At 60.8% G+C, this 19650-nt stretch carries 16 protein-coding genes and 1 pseudogene; 3 read left to right on the forward strand and 14 right to left on the reverse strand.

The window, feature by feature from the left end:
• The 3 genes and pseudogenes from AACR14_RS13515 to AACR14_RS13525 all read right to left on the reverse strand — a co-directional run.
• Nucleotides 1–126 (reverse strand): annotated as a pseudogene (locus AACR14_RS13515) (MSHA biogenesis protein MshJ); the annotation flags it as partial.
• On the reverse strand, nucleotides 126–719 hold the full coding sequence (locus AACR14_RS13520) for a PilN domain-containing protein (protein ID WP_019446550.1): 594 nt from the start codon (nucleotides 717–719) through the stop codon (nucleotides 126–128). The pseudogene AACR14_RS13515 and the gene AACR14_RS13520, both read right to left, overlap by 1 nt.
• Entirely contained in the window at nucleotides 719–1582 is an 864-nt protein-coding gene (locus AACR14_RS13525; protein ID WP_026035092.1) for a hypothetical protein, read from the reverse strand. Before AACR14_RS13525 ends, AACR14_RS13520 begins: the two co-directional genes overlap by 1 nt.
• An 87-nt stretch (nucleotides 1583–1669) precedes the next feature.
• On the opposite strand from AACR14_RS13525, the gene AACR14_RS13530 reads away from it, so the two are divergent.
• Nucleotides 1670–2593, forward strand: a complete 924-nt coding sequence (locus AACR14_RS13530; RefSeq protein WP_019446552.1) for a 1-aminocyclopropane-1-carboxylate deaminase/D-cysteine desulfhydrase — start codon at nucleotides 1670–1672, stop codon at nucleotides 2591–2593.
• A gap of 76 nt (nucleotides 2594–2669) precedes the next feature.
• Here AACR14_RS13530 and AACR14_RS13535 read toward each other — a convergent pair whose 3' ends face one another.
• Nucleotides 2670–4598: an EAL domain-containing protein gene (locus AACR14_RS13535; protein WP_005357697.1), complete on the reverse strand. Its 1929-nt coding sequence runs from the start codon at nucleotides 4596–4598 to the stop codon at nucleotides 2670–2672.
• A 504-nt stretch (nucleotides 4599–5102) separates the two neighbouring features.
• On the opposite strand from AACR14_RS13535, the gene AACR14_RS13540 reads away from it, so the two are divergent.
• Nucleotides 5103–6629 carry an EAL domain-containing protein gene (locus AACR14_RS13540; protein WP_019446553.1) on the forward strand — a complete coding sequence of 509 codons (1527 nt, stop codon included), beginning with the start codon at nucleotides 5103–5105 and terminating at the stop codon, nucleotides 6627–6629.
• A 310-nt stretch (nucleotides 6630–6939) separates the two neighbouring features.
• Nucleotides 6940–8037 carry a calcium:proton antiporter gene (locus tag AACR14_RS13545; protein ID WP_005348596.1) on the forward strand — a complete coding sequence of 366 codons (1098 nt, stop codon included), beginning with the start codon at nucleotides 6940–6942 and terminating at the stop codon, nucleotides 8035–8037.
• A 145-nt stretch (nucleotides 8038–8182) separates the two neighbouring features.
• Here AACR14_RS13545 and hutH read toward each other — a convergent pair whose 3' ends face one another.
• From hutH to ftsY, 10 genes are all read right to left on the reverse strand, one after another.
• A complete protein-coding gene (gene hutH / locus AACR14_RS13550) occupies nucleotides 8183–9715 on the reverse strand; it encodes a histidine ammonia-lyase (RefSeq protein WP_019446554.1) in 1533 nt (510 codons plus the stop codon).
• Nucleotides 9716–9719: 4 nt separating this feature from the next.
• Nucleotides 9720–11429 (reverse strand): urocanate hydratase, encoded by a 1710-nt coding sequence (gene hutU, locus AACR14_RS13555; RefSeq protein ID WP_019446555.1) that lies wholly within the window; start codon nucleotides 11427–11429, stop codon nucleotides 9720–9722.
• 54 nt (nucleotides 11430–11483) lie between these two features.
• Nucleotides 11484–12428, reverse strand: coding sequence for a formimidoylglutamase (gene hutG, locus AACR14_RS13560; protein WP_019446556.1), 945 nt, complete (start codon nucleotides 12426–12428; stop codon nucleotides 11484–11486).
• Nucleotides 12421–13656 carry an imidazolonepropionase gene (hutI, locus tag AACR14_RS13565; protein WP_019446557.1) on the reverse strand — a complete coding sequence of 412 codons (1236 nt, stop codon included), beginning with the start codon at nucleotides 13654–13656 and terminating at the stop codon, nucleotides 12421–12423. Before hutI ends, hutG begins: the two co-directional genes overlap by 8 nt.
• Before the next feature lie 154 nt (nucleotides 13657–13810).
• The gene (hutC, locus tag AACR14_RS13570; RefSeq protein ID WP_026035093.1) at nucleotides 13811–14515 is read right to left on the reverse strand and encodes a histidine utilization repressor; all 705 of its coding nucleotides are present in this window, start codon (nucleotides 14513–14515) and stop codon (nucleotides 13811–13813) included.
• Nucleotides 14516–14526: 11 nt separating this feature from the next.
• Nucleotides 14527–15186, reverse strand: coding sequence for a carbonate dehydratase (gene can / locus AACR14_RS13575; protein WP_005339998.1), 660 nt, complete (start codon nucleotides 15184–15186; stop codon nucleotides 14527–14529).
• 125 nt (nucleotides 15187–15311) lie between these two features.
• Nucleotides 15312–16166 (reverse strand): RNA polymerase sigma factor RpoH, encoded by an 855-nt coding sequence (gene rpoH / locus AACR14_RS13580; protein ID WP_005339997.1) that lies wholly within the window; start codon nucleotides 16164–16166, stop codon nucleotides 15312–15314.
• A 451-nt stretch (nucleotides 16167–16617) separates the two neighbouring features.
• Entirely contained in the window at nucleotides 16618–17571 is a 954-nt protein-coding gene (gene ftsX / locus AACR14_RS13585) for a permease-like cell division protein FtsX (RefSeq protein WP_019446559.1), read from the reverse strand.
• Nucleotides 17571–18239 (reverse strand): cell division ATP-binding protein FtsE, encoded by a 669-nt coding sequence (gene ftsE / locus AACR14_RS13590; protein ID WP_005339995.1) that lies wholly within the window; start codon nucleotides 18237–18239, stop codon nucleotides 17571–17573. The genes ftsX and ftsE overlap by 1 nt, the downstream gene beginning before the upstream one ends.
• Before the next feature lie 89 nt (nucleotides 18240–18328).
• Nucleotides 18329–19650 (reverse strand): signal recognition particle-docking protein FtsY (gene ftsY / locus AACR14_RS13595; RefSeq protein ID WP_019446560.1); only part of this gene is annotated, 1322 nt, incomplete at its 5' end.

Here is a 19650-nt window from a genome sequence, read left to right on the forward strand (position 1 = left end):
GAGCCAGCCGTAGAGTCCGGCCGCGCCCAGCAGCACTAGACCGGTCAGCAGGATCAACACCCGCTCCCGCTGGCTCAACACGGCGATACGCTGGCCCCATGCCTGCCATTGTGTTTTCAGGTTCATCAGGGTTTCTCCCGCGCAATGCCGCTCAACTGGAAGGTCAGGCGACCCTCCTTGTCACGGCCGAGGGTCAGTTCACCAAACTCCTTGCCTACCAGACTCGGGGTCTGCTTGAAGCGGTTGACCCAGGCCGGCACATCCTGACTGCGTCCGGCAAAGCCGGAGAGGTTGATCCGCCCTTCGTTGATCTCGATGCGCTGCAACGAGAGGTTGCTGTTGCGAATGCGGGAAAGATCCGCCATCACGCTGGCGTAGCCCTGGGATTTTTGCAGGGTCAGGCTGCCCAATTGGCGCATCAGCCCCTGCTTGGCCGTCAGCTCATCCTGCTTGTTGACCAGTTGCTGTTGCAGCCTGGGATCTGCCTGATGGCGCGCCAGCTCGGCATCGAGCCGCTGCGCCTCGCTGCGCTTGAGTTCCAGCTCGGCAGAGCGCTGCGCCAGCGCCCGACTGACCTGCTGCTGCTGCCAGCTGTAACCGACGCCCATCAACAGGATCAGCAACAGCGCAAAGCCCCATACCAGCGCCATCTGATTGAGGCTGGCCCACTGTCGCTTGGGGCGAAACTCGGCGCCATAGAGGTTTATCTGACGTCTCATCACGCATCCTCCCCGATGGCGGCGGCGTAGGCCGAGAGGTATTCGACGCCGGCCAGGACTGCCTTGTTGGCCATGGCGGAGACGGCAAAGCCGAAGGTCTGCTCCATGTGGCGCACCAGGGTACCGATAAAGGGCGAGGCGACGGCAAACTGCATCTGCCCCAGCTCGGGCAATTTCAGCTGGCCCGCCAGATAGTCGAGGGAGCGCTGGATCTCCAGCGCCAGCGAATCGAGCAACATACTGTCCGGTTCATGTTCGCCAGTCAGGCTGGTGAAACCGCGCAGCTGGCGGGAGAAGCAGAGCCCGCCTTGATGGAAGACCAGCAGTTGCAGATCCTGCCCCTTGGGCTGCCACAGCAGCATGCGCACCGTGTCATCCGCGTCATAGAGAGAGGTGAGCGCCAATTCGTCGCTGATGATGGATTGCAGGGTGGCTATGCCATTGATGGCATCGGCCAGCTGTTGCACCCGGCTCTTGGGCAGGCAGATCACATTGATGCGCGGACGACCGGCAGGCGGGGTGGGCAAGTCCACATAATCCATCGCCAGTTGCAGCACGGGTTCGCTGACATAGTCCTTGATGGCCCAGGGAAGCGCCCCCGCCATCTCGGCGTCAGGCACGGCAGGCTTGTCGATCTGGATCTGTTGATAAAGGCTGGCGGCGAGGGCCACCCGCACCGTAGACTTGGCCAGCCCATGACGGCTGAACAGCTCGTTCATGGCCACTGCCCACTCCTGTGGGCCGTTGATGGTGCGCGTCGCGAAGACGGGGGGATTGCCCACCGCAGCCAGCATGATCCTGTCATTGGCCAGCAAGAGCCCGACCTGGCGGCTTGGCGTCGACCGTCTGAACAGTTGTTTCATGTAAGCCCGCCCATCAATAGTGATTAAATGTATGAAATATTAACATAAACAGCAGATTAGCCTCCAGATTAAAAGACGGACTCACCATTGCAAGCCAACCTTTCCGCCGAGTCAGAGGGTCAAGCCATCCTCCCTTCCCCCCTGCAACGCCTCCACCATCCGTTGCTGACCCGCTATGGTGTCGAGCTGTGGTGCAAGCGTGATGATCTGATCCATCCGGCCATCTCCGGCAACAAGTGGCGCAAGCTCAAGTACCACCTGCTGCATGCCAAAGAGCACGGCAAACGGCATCTGCTCTCGTTTGGCGGCGCCTATTCCAATCATATCCACGCGCTGGCGGCAGCGGGGTGCCAATCTGGTCTTCGTACTACCGGTATCATACGGGGCGAATATGACGCCGTCAGTAACTCTACTCTGCGGGATGCCCAGCGCTGGGGCATGGATCTCGTTTTCGTCGACCGCCAGAGTTACCGGCGACGGCAGGATCCCGACTGGCTGGCCCAATTTGACGCGCCGGATACCCTGATCGTGCCGGAAGGGGGTAGCAGCCCGCTGGCCATCCCCGGTGTGGCGGAACTGGTCGGCGAAGTGCCCTTCTCGCCGGATCTCTGGGTACTGCCCTGCGCCAGCGGCGGCACTCTGGCGGGCCTGATCGCCGGCAAACGGGATCGGGAGCAGATCCTCGCCATTGCGGTACTGAAAGGAGGTGGCTTTATCGCTGACGAGGTGTGTCGCCTCCATCCCGCGGCTGCCAGCATCCCCGGTTGGCGCATCGCGCTCGATCACCACGATGGTGGCTACGCCAAATTCAGCCCGACCCTCTGGCAGTGGGTGCAGGATTTCAGCGCCACGACCGATCTGCCCCTTGAACCCATCTATAGCGGCAAGGCGATGTGGGGTCTGTTTCGCGAACTGGCGGCGGGCCGTATCGCCCTCGGCAGCAAAATCGTCTTTATCCACACTGGCGGCATGCAAGGGCTCGCCGGGCTGCGGGAGCAGGGGCGACTGTGATCCCTGCCTGACGGCAACCGCAAACAGCATCGCAAACAACAGAGGGTCGCCCCAAGGCGACCCTCTGTTGTTTATCTCAATCACCAGCCGGTTCCAGCACCAGACGCTGGGGCTCGGCAAACCAGGGCCCCTGCCCGGCATGCACCCCGAGGTGGCGCAGCATCTTCCACTCATCGCCACTCTCCACCCCCACTGCCAGCACCCGGGTGCGGGTATTGGCGCAGCCGCCTACCAGACTGCGCACCGCCATCTGGTTGACCTGACGGGCATGGATCTCCCGTACCAGGCTGGGGTGCAGCTTGAGGAAGTTGATCTCGAACTCCTTGATGTATTGGGTGCTCACCACATCCTGACCGGCATGATCGATGGCCAGCTGGCAACCCAGCATCCGCAAGGAGCGCAGTGGCCGCTTGAGCGCCTCGAAGTGACGGGTCACCTGGGATTCGGAGAGTTGCAGGATCAGCCGCTCGTTGGTGCTGCGTGGCAGCTGGAACAGGGCGAAGAAGAGCCAGCGCTGGAACTCGCGGTTGAGCAGGCTCTGGGCACTGAGGGTCAGGCTGATGGGGCAGCTCTGCTCGGATCGTTGGCGCAGCAGGGCGAGAGTGCGCTCCGCCACCAGCCGATCCAGTTGCAGCAACAAGCCCACCTTCTCCGCCATCGGCATGAAGATCCCCGCCTGCAGGGCACGCCCCTGCTCATCGTGCAGATAGGTGAGCAGCTCCTGCTGCAACACCACCTGCCCCCGATCCTGCTGGATCGGCTGGGTATAAAATTCGATACCGTGCTCTTCGAGACGGCGGCTGATCAGGGTGCGCCAGCGTACCGTGCCCTTGCTGCTCTGCTCCTCATCCAACTGCTTCTCGTAGAGGAACCAGCCGTTGTGGCCCTGTAGCCGGGCGCTCTTGAGGGCCAGCTCCGCCTCCTCCTGCACCTTGAGCAGGCTGTCTTCTGCCTGATAACAGACGGCGCCGAGATAGACCGCAGTCTCCGGATTGACCTCCTGCGGCCAATGCAGCCGTTGCAGGCTCTTGAGCAGTTGGCTGGCGCTATCCACCATCTCGCTCTCGGACATATTGGGCAGCAGCACCGCAAAGACCTGACCGGCATAGCGAGCCTGCAGGGCACCGTTGTGTTTGCGCACGAAGGCACCGATGGTGGCGCTCGCCTCCATCATCAAATCGTGCCCCAGCAACTCGAACTGATCGGCCTCCAGCTCCTCCAGACAGGCGAGATCGATCAGCAGCACGCCGCCGCTCATCACGCTCGCCTCCATGATGGCGCTCTCCAGCCGGTTGTCGAAAAACAGCCGGTTGCCGATGCCGGTCATCTTGTCGACGAAGGCGTTGCTGCGAATGAAGTTGTCGAAGCGGCTGCGCTCCTTGCGGGCATCCGCCAGCTCGGCGAGCAGATGATCGAGGGCCTGACTGGCGGCCACCGGCCACTCTTCGGCGGGGTCATGACTCAGTTTGGAGAGTTTGTCATCGAGGATTAGCTGGGCACGAATGCCCAGCAGCTCGGCCCCGCGCAACTGCTGGCGCAGCCAGCGGATGGAGTACCAGAGACCGAACACCACGATAAAGATGCCCAGCGAGATGCCGGACATCGCCTTGATGGAGTATTCCGCCTCCTTGAAGGGGCGCTCCAGTTTGAAGTTAGCCTGCATGCCGGCCTGATGGGGAAGCGGGTGGCTGTATGGCACCAGCAGCTGTTCGTCGACCGGATTGCGCACATCGCGGAACCAGTAGACCCGCTGGTTATTCTGGCGCACCTCCAGCTCGACCACATGGGCGGCCCGCAGCAGAGTGGGCAACCAGTGGCTCATATCCTCCATGTCGTGAGCAACATCGAGCTGCTTGTCGATCACTTCGACCAGCGCATCGACCTTCTTTTGCTGCAACTCCATGCCCAGCTCGCGAAAGCTGAACACCCCGCCAATCAGCACGGTCGCCATGGCTGCGATCACGCAAAGGGTGATAAATGAGACAAGCTGTGTAGTGAGTTTCATGCGCCTTTCCGTATGCCCAGCATCATCCATGTCGCCTCATGGTAGCAGCGGCGATCGGGCCACAGCTATGGATGAAGATCCCGCTTCTGCAATTTAAGCGGGCAAGCATAACCCAAAGCAGAGGGAGAATACCAAGGATGACGGGCTACAAATGCGGGAAAGGGCGGGATGACAGACAGAAAAATGGTCCCTCAAAGGGGACCAAAAGGAACACTCATATCAAAACTAACACTCTGTGCTACTGACAAAAAACAGATACAGGAGTATTGAACACACGGTGAGTCAAACCGCAGGGCTACTCTAATGCAGTTCGGATAAGCTGAGCAATTGTCATTTATGACAGGTCAGCGATTGAATCTAGCCAAAGTTAATAATAAACACATTTAAAATCATGTAGTTAAAAAATCAATCAACAAGTGTGACAACTCGGACTCAAATTGATTGCACTAATGCTCTATGATGGCTAAGTCCATTTGTGTCTCATGAAACTGGCAGGTACTTCCTTTGCGTAAATCACCCGTCTGGATCGCTCTGTTGCTGTTCGTCCTGCCTATCGTGGGCAGCCAGTTTCTCGGCCTGTGGTTTGCCAAGCCGATGGCCTTTCATCTGCTGGAAGAGAAGGTTGCCGAGCTCAAGGGAGCCATGGCCGTACGCCACCGGGAGCTGGATGCCGCCATCAACAAACAACTGGCACAATTTGAGTTCAACTGCGGCGCCAAAGACATGGAGCTGCTGCGCGATCCGCGCTTCTACAGCGCTCATATCCGCCTGCAAGGGCTGGAGCTCGCCTCCGGCAACAGCTGCTCCAGCCTGGGGGTGGAGATCCCGCTGATCAAAGAGCTCCAGAATAGCGGGCAGAAGTTCGGCAAACTGGGGATCACCGCCACAGTGGCCAAATACAATACCAAACAGGAGCTGGTGGCCTTTTACCGATCCGGCGGCAACCTCGCCTACTGGGTGCTGGATAACAGCTGGAGCCACGACCTGCTGCAACACCCCTGCAGCCATTGCTTCTATCTGGAGTTCAGCCGACAGGATAACGATGCAAGCACAGTCCACTTTCCCCGTGGCGACAAGGAGATCAAACAGGAAGAGAGCAATATCAGCCTGAGTTTCTTCGATCCCAATGAACTCACCAAACAGACGGTCTGGGCGGGAAAAGCGCTGGAGCAATATGCCTATGACCAACTCAATCACTACGGTCTCTGGTTCGGTATCGCGCTCGGCGCCCTGTTAAGCGTCACATACTGGCTGCTGCGCAGCTATCGGCGCTCCCTCAAGGGACTGCTGCAAACAGGATTGATACGCAGGGAATTTATTCCCCTCTACCAACCGATAGTGGATGCCCGTACCCACCAAGTGGTGGGATTCGAGGCGCTGCTGCGCTGGCAGCGGGGAAACGAGCTGATCCCTCCGGGCACCTTTATCGAATATGCAGAGGAGCAGGGGCTGATCCTGCCGATGACCGAACAGTTGCTGGAGCAGGTGATCACCGACCTGCCGCAGTTGGCACCGGAGCAGTGGGTCAGCGTCAATCTGGTGGCGGCCCATATCGAGCAGCCCCTGCTGCGCACCTTGCTCGCTCACAGTCAAAACCCCTCACCTACCCGGCTCACCTTCGAGCTGACGGAGCGCAAGCCGATCCTTGACATCAAGGCGGCCACCGAGGAGATCACCCTGCTGCAACAGATGGGGTATCACTTCAAGCTGGATGATTTCGGTACCGGCTATGGCGGCTTTGCCTACCTGCAGAGCCTGGGGATCCGCCAGATCAAGATCGACAAGATGTTCGTCGATACCATAGGCACCAACGACCTCAAGCGTAGCGTACTGGATGCCATCATCGTCTTCGGTCGGGAATCGGGCATGGAGATGATCGCCGAAGGGGTCGAGAGCCAGCTGCAGGTCGACTATCTGAGCCAGCACGGCGTCTATCTGATCCAGGGCTACTTCTTCGGCAAACCCATGCCGCTGAAGATACTGACCCATTGGCAACGGGAGTGGCAGTCGCAACACCAGAAGGCCAGCTAACGCAGATATGGCAGGATCTGGCCGTGAAACGGTTTGGCCAGCGGCTCGGCATCATCAGGTTGATGCTGGCGGTAGCTCCGTAACCCAGCCCGGCTATCAGGCGGATAAAGCCTCCTGCAGGCCCTGACCCGGCTCCATGGTGAAATCAAACCGTCTCCTGCCACCCCTTATTTACATTCAGCAACAAAATGATCTGCCCTGACGGGGATAACAACCTTTATCATAAGGAGCCGGTTATTGCGCAACCGATAACCGTGCAGCCTGTTTATGTCATCCGGTCGTCAAGACCCCCAATAGAGAACCATTGCCTATGAAGACAGTTATCCGGCAAGAGATTGCCCTGCCCGTTGGCCTACTGACCCTGCTCTTTTTCAAGACCCTGGGCAGTGACCTGCTGACAGAGACAACTCCGCTCGGGATCTATCTTCCGGTTTCGGCGGCACTACTGGCCATCGTCACCTGGGCCATCTTCTCGGTGGTGCGCCACTCCGATGCCCTCGCCATCAAGCTGGGCGAGCCCTTCGGCACCCTGATCCTCACCCTCTCGGTCATCTCGCTGGAGGTGGTGATGATCTCCTCGGTGATGCTGACCGGCGAGCCCAACCCCACCATGGCCCGCGATACCATGTTTGCGGTAGTGATGCTGGTGAGTACCGGTCTGGTGGGCTTCACCCTGCTGTTTGGCGGCTGGCGCTACCACACCCAGAGCTTCAATCTGGACGGGGTCAAATCCTATCTGGTGGCCATCATCCCGCTGGCCCTGCTCTGTCTGGTGCTGCCCAACTTCACCGAGGGTGGTGCAATCGGCAGTATGTCGCGCGCCATGTCGTGGATGCTGATCATCATCTCGATCCTGCTCTACGGGGTCTTTCTGCTGATCCAGACCCGCAGCCACAGCCACTTCTTCGTCGACAGCGATCACGAGGATTACGAGGAGCACCACGGCCCGCTGCAGAGCAACGTCTATCACACCATCCTGCTGCTCGCCTACCTGCTGGTGGTAATCCTGCTGGCCAAGACCCTGGCCATCCCCATCAACTACGGGGTGCATGTGATGGAAGCACCCGCCGCACTGGGCGGCTTTATCGTGGCCTGCATAGTGCTGGCCCCCGAAGCAGTCGGTGCCATCAAGGCCGCCTTCAACAACCAGCTGCAGCGAGCAATGAACCTCTACTTCGGCTCTGTGCTGGCCACCATCGCTCTCACCGTGCCTGCCGTGCTCTTTATCGGCTCCATGCTGGATCAGGAGGTACGCCTCGGCCTCTCCCCCGCCGATATGGTGCTGCTGGTCACGACCCTGATGGTCTGTAAAGTGACCTTCAGCAGCGGCCGCACCAATGTGCTCCATGGAGCGACCCATCTGGTGTTGTTCGTGGTCTATCTGTTCCTGATGTTCGAACACGAATAACCGCGTTCAACCAACGTCAGAAACGCAAAGACCGCCCGATTGGGCGGTCTTTTGTTATCTGCTCCCGGCTGTCACCGGCGCCTGTGAAGCTGCTTCCCCCTCATCCCCAACCCTTCTCCCGCCAGGAGAGAAGGGGGATCAAGGCTTACAGGCTGGGCAGCACCCCGGCCGGGATCAGGTCGTTGTAGCTGGCACGGCCCAGCAGGGCGGCGGCCGCTTCGATGTCCGGCGCGAAGTACCTGTCCTTGTCGTAGAAGCTCACCTCTGCCCGCAGTCGTCCCTTGGCCAGCTCGATCAGCTCGGTACTGCGCAGCGGCGCGCGAAAATCCAGCCCCTGTGCCGCAGCCAGCAGTTCGACCGCCAGAATGCCACGGGTGTTCTCGGCCATATCGGCAAGCCGGCGGCCAGCGAAGGTCGCCATGGAGACGTGATCCTCCTGATTGGCGGAAGTGGGCAAACTATCCACCGAGGCGGGATGGGCCAGGGTCTTGTTCTCGGAGGCGAGCGCCGCCGAGGTGACCTGAGCGATCATAAAGCCGGAGTTGACCCCGCCATTATTGACCAGAAACGCCGGCAGACCGGACATCCGAGAGTCGATCAGCAGTGCCATCCGCCGCTCGGAGAGCGAGCCGATTTCGGCGATGGCCAGCGCCAGATTGTCGGCAGCGAAGGCCACCGGCTCGGCGTGGAAGTTGCCGCCGGAGAGGATCTCCTCGTCATCGGCAAACACCAGCGGGTTGTCGGAGACCGCGTTGGCCTCGCACACCAGCACCTCGGCGGCGTGGCGGATCTGGGTCAGGCAGGCACCCATCACCTGCGGCTGGCAGCGCAATGAGTAGGGATCCTGCACCTTCTCGCAGTTGTGGTGGGACATGCCGATCTCGCTGCCATCAACCAGCATGTGACGGTAGCAGGCAGCTGCATCGATCTGGCCACGCTGACCGCGCACCGCGTGGATGCGGGCATCGAACGGCCGGCGACTGCCGAGCGCAGCCTCCACGCTCATGGCACCGATGGTGATGGCACCAGCGAACAGATCCTCGGCGTGGAACAGCCCTTCCAGCGCGAAGGCGGTGCTCGCCTGGGTGCCGTTGAGCAGCGCCAATCCTTCTTTGGGTGCCAGCGCGATAGGCTCGAGCCCGGCAATTTTCAGCGCCGTGGCGGCGTTGATCAGCTCGCCCTTGTGGCGAGCCTTGCCCTCCCCGATCAGCAGGCAGCTCATATGGGCCAGCGGCGCCAGATCGCCGGAGGCACCGACGGACCCCTTCTTCGGCACCACCGGATAGACTTCGGCGTTGATGAGGGTCATCAGGGCCTCAAGCACCGTCAGCCGGATGCCGGAGAAGCCCCGCGCCAACGAGTTGAGCTTGAGCACCATCATCAGCCGCACGGTGGCGTCATCCATGTACTCGCCAATCCCTGCCGCGTGGGAAAGCACGATGGAGCGCTGCAGCTCGTCCAGCTGCTCCACCGGAATGCGGGTGTTGGCCAACAGGCCAAAACCGGTGTTGATGCCATACACCACCCGGTTCTGCTCGATCACCTTGGTAACCACCGCAGCTGAGGCGTGGATCCCCGGCAGCGCGGCCGAATCCAGTGAAACATGTACCGGCTCGCGGCTGACACGGCGCAGGGTGGCAAGATCCAGCTCGCCCGGAGTAATAGTCAATTCAAACATGGTGTTACACCTTTCCTTTGACACCGTTGGCGCCGTCAATCATCGGCAGATCCAGTTTCGCATCAACGGCACAGTTGATGGCAATCTCGTAACCCGCATCCGCGTGGCGCATCACCCCGGTGGCCGGATCGTTACGCAGCACCCGACCCACGCGGCGAGCCGCATCATCGGAGCCGTCACAGACGATCACCACGCCGGAGTGCTGGGAGAAGCCCATGCCGACCCCGCCGCCGTGGTGCAGGGAGACCCAGGTCGCACCACCAGCGGTGTTGAGCAGGGCGTTGAGCAGCGGCCAGTCGGAGACGGCATCGGAGCCATCCATCATCGACTCGGTCTCGCGGTTCGGGCTCGCCACCGAGCCGGAATCCAGATGGTCGCGGCCGATGACGATGGGGGCTTTCAGCTCGCCGTTTTTCACCATCTCGTTGAAGGCCAGACCGAGCCGCACCCGATCCTTGACCCCGACCCAGCAGATCCGCGCTGGCAGCCCCTGAAACGCGATGCGCTCGCGGGCCATGTCGAGCCAGTTGTGCAGGTGAGGATCGTCGGGGATCAGCTCTTTCACCTTCTGATCTGTCTTGTAGATATCTTCCGGATCGCCGGAGAGGGCCACCCAGCGGAACGGGCCTATCCCCTCGCAAAACAGCGGGCGAATGTAGGCGGGGACGAAGCCGGGGAAGTCGAAGGCGTTCGCCACCCCCTCCTCCAGCGCCATCTGGCGAATGTTGTTGCCGTAATCCAGAGTCGCCGCTCCGCGCTCTTGCAGGGTCAGCATCGCCTCCACCTGACGCGCCATGGAGCGACGGGCGGCCAGATTCACCTCCTGCGGGGCACTCTGCTGCAGCTCGCGCCACTTGGCCACGCTCCAGCCCTGCGGCAGGTAGCCGTGCACCGGGTCGTGGGCGGAGGTCTGGTCGGTCACCACATCCGGTGTGATGCCCCGGACCACCAGCTCGGCGAACACGTCGGCGGCGTTGCCGACCAGGCCGATGGAGATGGCGGTGCCGCTCTGTTTGGCCTCTTCGACCATGGCCAGCGCCTCATCCAGACTGTGAGCCTTCTTGTCCACATAGCGGGTGCGCAGACGAAAATCGATGCGGGTCTCGTCGCACTCCACCGCGATCATCGAGAAACCGGCCATGGTGGCAGCCAGCGGCTGGGCACCGCCCATACCGCCGAGACCACCGGTCAGGATCCAGCGTCCCTTGGGCTCGCCGTTGAAGTGCTGGTTGGCCACCGCGAAGAAGGTTTCGTAGGTGCCCTGCACGATCCCCTGAGTGCCTATGTAGATCCAGGAGCCGGCGGTCATTTGGCCGTACATCATCAGGCCCTTCTTATCGAGCTCGTTGAAGTGCTCCCAGTTGGCCCAATGCGGCACCAGATTGGAGTTAGCAATCAGCACCCGCGGCGCATCCTTGTGGGTCTGGAACACCCCGACCGGCTTACCGGATTGCACCAGCAGGGTCTGATCCTCCTCGAGCCGGGTCAGCACCTCGACGATCTTGTCAAAGCAGGCCCAGTTGCGGGCGGCGCGACCGATGCCGCCATAGACCACCAGCGACTGGGGATGCTCGGCCACCTCGGGGTCCAGGTTGTTCATCAGCATCCGCAGCGGCGCTTCGGTGAGCCAGCTCTTGGCGGTCAGTTCGGTGCCGCGCGGGGCACGGATCACGCGGTTAGGATCATGACGGGGATCCTGCTGTTGCACAGACATACACACTCCTTGTTGTATCAATAGGGTGCCTTCGGCGACGGGCGGCCAAAAGGGTTAACGGGTCAACAGATGAACCAGTCGCGCGGCCACGCGGGCACTGCGGTTGTCCTGATCCAGCGTCGGGTTGTACTCGGCCAGATCGGCAAGCCTGAGCTTGCCGCTGGCCCGGATATGGGCGATCAGCGGTTCGATCACCGCCAGCTCCACGCCGCGAGCGGCGGGGGCACTCACTCCCGGCATCAGGTTGCCGGGCAGCACATCAAGGTCGATGGTCAGATAGAGGTGACCGAAATCGGCGATAAAGGCGTCCAGCCCGCTTAGCAAGGTGGGCAGAGCACGCTCGCTCATGGCTTCATCTTTCACATACCAGACCCCCAACTCGTCGGCCCGTGCAAACAGCGCCTGGGTATTGGCGGTCTCGGCCACCCCGAGGCAGGCGTAGCGAAACGGTGTGCCCTGAGCGGCACACTGCTCGGCAATCTGGAAGAAGGGGGTGCCGGAGCTGGCCAGATCCTGTTTCATCCGCAGGTCGAAATGGGCGTCGAAATTGATGATGCCAACCTTGCCACTACCACCCAGATAACGGTTAAGGCCGCTCCAGCTGCCGAACGCCACCTCGTGGCCGCCCCCCAGCACCAGCGGGAAGTGGCCCAGATCAAGCGCAGCGGCGACCCGCTCGGCCAGACGGCCGTGGGCAGCATCGAGATCCCCATCGGAACAGCTCACATCCCCGCCATCGTAGACGGGTCGATTCAGGTGCCAAGCGGTATTTGCCAGCAGCTTGCGCACCGCCAGCGGCGCCCCGGCGGCGCCGACACGCCCCTTGTTGCGGCGCACTCCTTCATCGCAGGCAAAACCGAGCAGCACTACACCAGCTGCCTCTTGTGCCTCGGCAGCCCAGGGCTGCACCTTGTCATGCCAGCGCAGGGCCTGTTCACCATCTTCCGGATCCTGTCGTCCCTGCCAGAGCGACATGTCGACCGGGTTGAATTTATCCATGGAGGGTCTCCTCGCCGTTGAAGATGCGGCCAGCCAGCTGATCGACGCCGACCATGTAGCTCAGCTCGGCCGGATGGGCGCAGTGCCAGATCAGGAAATCGGCCGCCATCCCCACCCTGAGCTGGCCAAGGCGCTCCTGCTCGCCAAGCGCTTTGGCGGCGTGGCGGGTCACCCCGACCATGGCCTCCAGCGGGGTCAGGCCAAACAGGGTACAGGCCATGTTCATCGCCATCCGCAGCGAGACGATGGGGGCCGTGCCCGGGTTGATGTCGGAGGAGACCGCCATCGCCACCCCCGCCTTGCGCAGGGCGGCAACCGGCGGCAGCTTGGTCTCTTTGAGAAAATAGAAGGCGGTGGGCAGCAGGGTAGCGACTACGCCGCGCTGGGCCAGCGCCAGGATCCCCTGCGGATCCAGATACTCCAGATGATCCACCGAAAGGGCGCCGAAGTTGGCGGCGAGGGTGCTGCCACCGAGGTTGGAGAGCTGATCCATATGCCCCTTCACCGGTAGGCCGTATTGATCCGCCGCCAGATAGACCTGCTCGGTCTGGGCCAGCGAGAAACCGATATGCTCGCAGAAAACATCCACCGCATCGGCCAGGCTCGCCTCGGCGGCGGCCGGGATGATCTCCTGACAGATGGTCTCGACCCAGCTGTCAGGATCGTCGCGATATTCCGGCGGCACCGCATGGGCCGCCAGCAGAGTGGTCTTGACCCGGATCGGCAACGCCTCTCCCAGTCGGCGGGCCACCCGCAGCATCTTGAGTTCGTCATCCAGCGTCAGGCCATAGCCGGACTTGATCTCCACCGTGGTGACCCCTTCGCGGATCAGGGATTTCACCCTCGGCAACGCCAGCTTAAAGAGCTGCTCTTCGCTGGCGGCACGGGTGGCACGCACCGTGCTGATGATGCCACCGCCCCGACGGGCGATCTCGGCATAGGGCACTCCCTGTTGGCGCAGCTCGAACTCCTCGGCACGGCTGCCGGCGAAGACCAGATGGGTGTGACAATCGATAAGGCCGGGGGTGACCAGCTTGCCCCACATATCCTGCCAGTGAGCAGGATACGGCCCCTTCAGTTCGGCCATCGGCACCAGCGCGTGGATCTTGCCATCCTGCACGCCGATGGCATGGAGCGGCAGCAGGCCGTAGTCGGCCAGCTCATCATTCAGGGTAGCGGGCGTCACGTTGAGCCAGACCCGCTCGCAGTTCAACAGTTCCTTGTTCATAGCGACCTCAAATGTATATACATATTCTTATAGTCGATCTCTATGACGAAAGGAAGAGCGAAATTCACATCCTGATAACAGCATCAAACTTAGAGTTTAAGCACAAAAAAGCCCACCAGGAGGTGGGCTTTGCAAAATCGAGTTGTATAGACATTTACTCCAGCTGAGTCTTGGAGCTGAGCTTGTAGCGGGAACCGGGGGAGAGCAAACGGGCGTAGGAGACGAGATGCCCCTCCGACCAGGTACGCCGGTGCAACAACAGGCAGGGAGAATCTACGCGGATTTGCAACAATCCCGCCTCACCGGCGCTGGGCAACACGGCTTCCACCACGTGCTCCATCTCGGAGAGGGGGCAGACATCCATCAGATAGCGGTTGGGGGTCTGTTGGGTAAAATCCTGCTCGCCATAGCCAGGCAAGCGCCCGGCATCGACGAAGCGCTCCTCCAATTGCAACGGCTCCCCATCGGCCTGATGGACGATCAGGCTGTGAAAGATGGGGGCGCCAACCCGCAGCCCCAGTTGTACCGCCACCTTCTCGTCGGCGGCCAGTCGCTGTAGCCGGATCACCCGGGCGCTGTACTCGCTGCCACGCTCGGCGATCTCGTCGGCAATGTTGCGAATAGCCAGCAACGGCGACTCGGTACGCCGGTCCGCCACGAAGCTGCCGGAACCGGCGGTACGCACCAGCCACCCTTCCGCCACCAGCTCCCGCAGCGCCCGGTTGACCGTCATCCGGCTCACGGTGAACTGCTCGCACAGGGCCGCCTCGGTCGGGATCCTGTCCCCCGCCTGATAGTGGCGTTCGCGGATCCCGTCCAGAATATGCTGTTTGATCTGCAGATAGAGGGCTGGCGCCACCATGAAGCTCCCTAGCGCCGACGGTGGGGCGGACGCATGTCCGGCCAGGCACGGTAGACATCGGGGATCTGATCCGGGCCGCTGATGCAGAGATCGAGATCATGCAGCAAGCCATCCTTGATCCCGTAGATCCAGCCGTGGACGGCCAGCTCCTGCCCCTTGCGCCAGGCGTTCTGGATGATGGTGGTGTGGCAGACGTTGGCAACCTGCTCGGCCACATTCAGCTCGCACAGATAGTCGAAGCGCTCGTGCTCATCCTCGATGGCCTCGAGCTCTTCACCATATTTGAAGTAGACATCCTTGATGTTGCGCAGCCAGTTGTCGATGAGACCCAGCTCCTGGTTCTGCATCGCGGCTTTGACGCCGCCGCAACCGTAGTGACCGCAGACAATGATGTGCTTCACCTTGAGTACTTCCACCGCGTATTGCAGCACGGAGAGGCAGTTGAAATCGGTATGTACCACCAGATTGGCGACGTTGCGGTGGACGAAGACATCCCCCGGCAGCAAGCCCATCAGCTGGTTGGCGGGGACCCGGCTGTCGGAACAACCGATCCAGAGGTATTCGGGGGCCTGCTGGGCAGAAAGAGTGGCAAAGAAAGCGGGATCTTCGGCTTTGATCCGTTCGGCCCACTCACGGTTGTTGGTAAACAGGTCGTTCAACAGTTTCACTTCTGCTCTCCCTAATGTGGCAGTGGCGGCAACATAACACACTCAAGGGTAACCAAAGCAAGGCCGACCAGATCCCTGCGAAACAAAAACAGGGCCATCAGGCCCTGTTTTTATGAGAGGAAGCATCAGGCTTCCATGGCATCTTTCAGCTTCTTGAGTGCGTTTTTCTCAAGCTGACGCACACGCTCGGCAGAGACGCCGTAGGTATCGGCCAGCTCCTGCAGAGTGGTCTTGCTGTCATCATCGAGCCAGCGGGCGCGGATGATGTGCTGACTGCGCTCATCCAGAGTGGCGAGGGCCGAGCTCAGACGACGGGTCGCATGATCGTCCCAGTTGTCGTTCTCGATGGTCGCGGCCAGATCGGAGGATTTGTCCTCCAGATAGTGAACCGGAGCGAAACCGCCCTCTTCCTCATCGTCACCCACCAGATCGAACGCCTGATCGTAGTTGGCCATCCGCGCTTCCATTTCGGTCACGTCAGCGGCAGAAACGCCGAGATCGGCCGCCACGGCCTGAACCTCTTCGTGGTTCAGCCAGCCCAGACGCTTTTTGGATTTGCGCAGGTTGAAGAAGAGCTTGCGCTGGGCCTTGGTGGTCGCCACCTTGACCATGCGCCAGTTGCGCAGGACATATTCGTGGATTTCGGCCTTGATCCAGTGCACGGCAAAGGAGACCAGACGCACGCCGACCGTCGGGTCGAAGCGCTTGACCGCCTTCATCAGGCCGATATTGCCTTCCTGAACCAGATCAGCCTGGGGCAAGCCGTAACCGGCATAACTCTTGGCGACATGAACGACAAAGCGCAGGTGCGACATAACCAGCTGACGGGCAGCCTCGAGATCGCCATCCTGCTGCAAACGCTCAGCCAGTTCACGCTCTTCCTCTGCGCTCAGCACAGGAATAGAGTTTACTGCCTGGATATAGCCTTCCAGACTACCTTGCGGAATCAGAGCCATAGTGCGCTGCAATGAAGTTCCCATCTGTTACCTCTTACTTTTCAATCGAATCAGTCTAACACCCTGAGAGGGTCTGTCTACTGACCGGATGCCATTCTGCGGCGTGTATCAAAGAACATGCCCAGTTTTAGACCGGCTTATCTTAAGCCTGCAGGATGAATCATGAATGAACAGTCAAAAAAAGGGGGTCACAATGAAGGACCCCCGAAAAGTAGCATGCTAAGTCCATTGTTGCGGAGCTCGCAACCTTCACATGCTTGCCAAGTCTGACGAGCAAGGCAGAGGGGCCACACCCGTATAAATGCTTCAGCTTTAATAGACTGCTTATAAATCAGAAGGTTCACTGGATCTAGCGAAGATCCGGAAGATCATTGTTATTCAGAATACTCTGACTATGGGTGCCAAGCCAGAAACGGCCCCTCTTTTACTTGATCCGCCTCTCAAAATCCAGCGATTTACTTTGATGACAAAATAATCAGGATGGTTCGATGTCGCGAATGTGGCGATGGACCGAGAACCAGGAGGCAATCAGCCCCAGCAGGGCGCCCAGCAAGATCAGATTGATCCCGTCTACCGCCCCCATGCCAACCAACCGGAAGTTACTGTTATACAAGCCCGCCAGCTCCTTCACCACCCCTTCGCTCCAGATCACCATCACTTCGGTCAGCCACCAGGCCAGCATGCCGCCGATGACCCCGAACCAGATGCCGGTATAGAGGAAAGGGCGATGAATGAAGGAGTCGGTCGCCCCCACCAGCTTGAGCACTTCAATCTCGGAACGCTGGTTGAGGATGTTGAGACGCAGGGTATTGCCGACAATCAGCAACACGGCGGAGAGCAGCAGCACCGCGATACCGGTAATGGTGTGGCGCAGCAGGTTCATGATCCCCTGCAGCCGGGTCAGCCACTGCAGATCCAGCTTGCCCTGCTCGACCCCCACCTCGTTGTTGAGCTTGCTGAGCAGCTCGGCTGCCCCTTCCGGGTTCTGCCAGCGCGGATCCGGGATCACGCTCAGCACCGGCGGTAGCGGGTTGCTGTCCAGATAATCGAGGGCATCGCCGAAGCCGGAGATCTCGCGAAACTCCCGCAACGCGTCGTCACGGCTCAGGTAGGTGACCGAATCTACCTCGGGATAGAGCAGGATCCGGTGCTGCAGATCGAGAATGCTCTGCTCCGGCAGATCCTTGCGCAGGTAAAGGGAGATCTGGGAACTGGTCTGCCAGCTCCTTTCCACCACCTCGGCGTTTTTCAGCAGCACGTGGAAGCAGGAGGGCAACGCCAGACTGACGCCGAGCACCGCCAGCGTCATCAGAGAGGCGAGCGGATTGCGCCACAACTCCCCGAGACTGGCAAACGCCTGCCGCACATGATCAACCCCGTACATCATCAGACGGCGCAGCGGCGGTTGTTTATGACGAACGATAGCCATCAGAGCTCCTCCCCGGCCGAGTACATGCGACCCGCCTTGAGGGTCAGAGTGCGATAGCGCATGCGGGCGATCAGCCCCAGATCGTGGGTGGCAATCAGTACCGAGACCCCAAAATTATTGAACTCCTGAAATAGCCGCATGATATCCATGGAGAGCTGGGGATCCAGGTTGCCGGTCGGTTCATCCGCCAGCAGCAGCGGCGGCTTGTTGACGATGGCACGGGCGATGCCGACCCGCTGCTGTTCACCACCGGAGAGCATACGCGGCTGGTAACGCTCCTTGCCGAGCAGCCCCACCTTGTCCAGCGCCGCCGCCACGCGCTTGTTGATATCGGCGTGGCTGTAGCCATCGATCACCAGCGGCAGCGCCACGTTGTCAAACACGGTTCTGTCCATCAACAGCCGGTGATCCTGAAAGATCATCCCGATCTGGCGGCGAACATAGGGGATCTGGCTGCGCTGGATATGGCTGACATCATCGCCATGAAAGAAGACGCGACCATCGGTCGGACGCTCCATCACGCTGATCAGTTTGAGGAGGGTACTCTTGCCCGCCCCCGAGTGCCCGGTCAGAAAAGCCATCTCCCCCTTGCGCAGGTGAAAGCTGACCTTCTGCAACGCCTGATGGCCACCGCTGTATACCTTGCTGACCTTGTCAAAACGAATCATAACGGTTCCCTGAAATTGACAAACCCCGACCGGAGTCGGGGTATGGAACACTTACTCATCACGGCTGAGCTGACTCATCGCGGCCGGACTTATTCATCGCGGCTGAAGAGCGCCTCGATGAAGTCGTTGGCAACGAAGGGACGCAGATCGTCGATCCCCTCGCCCACCCCGATATAGCGGATCGGGATCTGGAACTTGTCGGCCACCGCAAAGATGACGCCGCCCTTGGCAGTGCCATCCAGCTTGGTGAGGGTGATACCGGTCAGGCCCACTGCCTCGCTGAACAGCTTGGCCTGGCTCAGGGCGTTCTGGCCGGTGCCGGCATCCAGCGTCAGCATGATCTCGTGGGGCGCCTCTTCATCCAGCTTCTTCATCACCCGCACCACCTTCTTGAGCTCCTCCATCAGGTTGCTCTTGTTCTGCAGGCGACCGGCGGTGTCGGCGATCAGCACGTCAGCCCCGCGGGAGCGGGCGGCCTCGATAGCGTCATAAATGACGGAAGCGGAGTCGGCGCCGGTGTGCTGGGCAATCACCGGAATGTTGTTGCGCTGACCCCAAACCTGCAGCTGTTCGACCGCTGCGGCACGGAAGGTGTCACCCGCCGCCAGCATCACGCTCTTGCCCTCGGCTTGGAACTGCTTGGCCAGCTTGCCGATGGTGGTGGTCTTGCCGACGCCGTTTACACCGACCATCAGGATCACATAAGGCTTCTTGCTGGTGTCGATCACCAGCGGCTGCTCCACCTTGGCCAGCATCTCGCCCATGTCCTGCTTGAGCAGACCGTAGAGCGCTTCGGCATCCTTGAGCTGCTTGCGATCCGCGTGCTGTACCAGCCCTTCGATGATGCGAGTGGTGGTATCCACACCGAGATCGGCGGTCAGCAGCTGGGTTTCCAGCTCTTCAAACAGCTCATCGTCGATCTTCTTGCCACGAAACAGGCCGAAGAAACCGGAACCGATATTCTCCTTGGTGCGCACCAGACTGCGCTTGAGGCGAGCAAAGAAGCCCTCCCGCTGCGGTTTGTCCTGGGTGTCGTCGTCCACCTTGGCGGCCAGCGGCAGGGCAGCCAGTGCGGCGGCCTCAGCCTCCATCGCGGCGACCAGGCGCATATCTTCCGCTCGCTGGGCCTCTTTGGCGATACGGGCTTCTTCCGCAGCCTGAGCTTCAGCGGCAATACGAGCTTCTTCCGCAGCGCGAGCCTCGGCAGCAATACGGGCCTCTTCCGCGGCGCGGACTTCGGCAGCGATACGAGCCTCTTCCGCAGCGCGGGCTTCGGCGGCAATGCGAGCCTCTTCCGCAGCACGGGCTTCGGCTGCAATACGAGCCTCTTCCGCGGCGCGGGCTTCGGCAGCGATACGTGCCTCTTCCGCAGCGCGAGCTTCGGCGGCAATGCGAGCCTCTTCCGCGGCGC

Origin of the sequence: Aeromonas sp. 159, from assembly GCF_963862045.1 — a bacterium.
GTDB classification, from domain to species: domain Bacteria; phylum Pseudomonadota; class Gammaproteobacteria; order Enterobacterales; family Aeromonadaceae; genus Aeromonas; species Aeromonas veronii.

Bases quoted from the DNA above. Each gene is read 5' to 3' on its own strand.
- hutU (WP_019446555.1), bottom strand. From the start codon at position 11,429: ATGTCTGTGCAACAGCAGGATCCCCGTCATGATCCTAACCGCGTGATC.
- AACR14_RS13520 (WP_019446550.1), bottom strand. From the start codon at position 719: ATGAGACGTCAGATAAACCTCTATGGCGCCGAGTTTCGCCCCAAGCGA.
- rpoH (WP_005339997.1), bottom strand. From the start codon at position 16,166: ATGGGAACTTCATTGCAGCGCACTATGGCTCTGATTCCGCAAGGTAGT.
- hutH (WP_019446554.1), bottom strand. From the start codon at position 9,715: ATGTTTGAATTGACTATTACTCCGGGCGAGCTGGATCTTGCCACCCTG.
- hutG (WP_019446556.1), bottom strand. From the start codon at position 12,428: ATGGATAAATTCAACCCGGTCGACATGTCGCTCTGGCAGGGACGACAG.
- AACR14_RS13535 (WP_005357697.1), bottom strand. From the start codon at position 4,598: ATGAAACTCACTACACAGCTTGTCTCATTTATCACCCTTTGCGTGATC.
- hutI (WP_019446557.1), bottom strand. From the start codon at position 13,656: ATGAACAAGGAACTGTTGAACTGCGAGCGGGTCTGGCTCAACGTGACG.
- AACR14_RS13525 (WP_026035092.1), bottom strand. From the start codon at position 1,582: ATGAAACAACTGTTCAGACGGTCGACGCCAAGCCGCCAGGTCGGGCTC.
- ftsE (WP_005339995.1), bottom strand. From the start codon at position 18,239: ATGATTCGTTTTGACAAGGTCAGCAAGGTATACAGCGGTGGCCATCAG.
- AACR14_RS13545 (WP_005348596.1), top strand. From the start codon at position 6,940: ATGAAGACAGTTATCCGGCAAGAGATTGCCCTGCCCGTTGGCCTACTG.
- ftsX (WP_019446559.1), bottom strand. From the start codon at position 17,571: ATGGCTATCGTTCGTCATAAACAACCGCCGCTGCGCCGTCTGATGATG.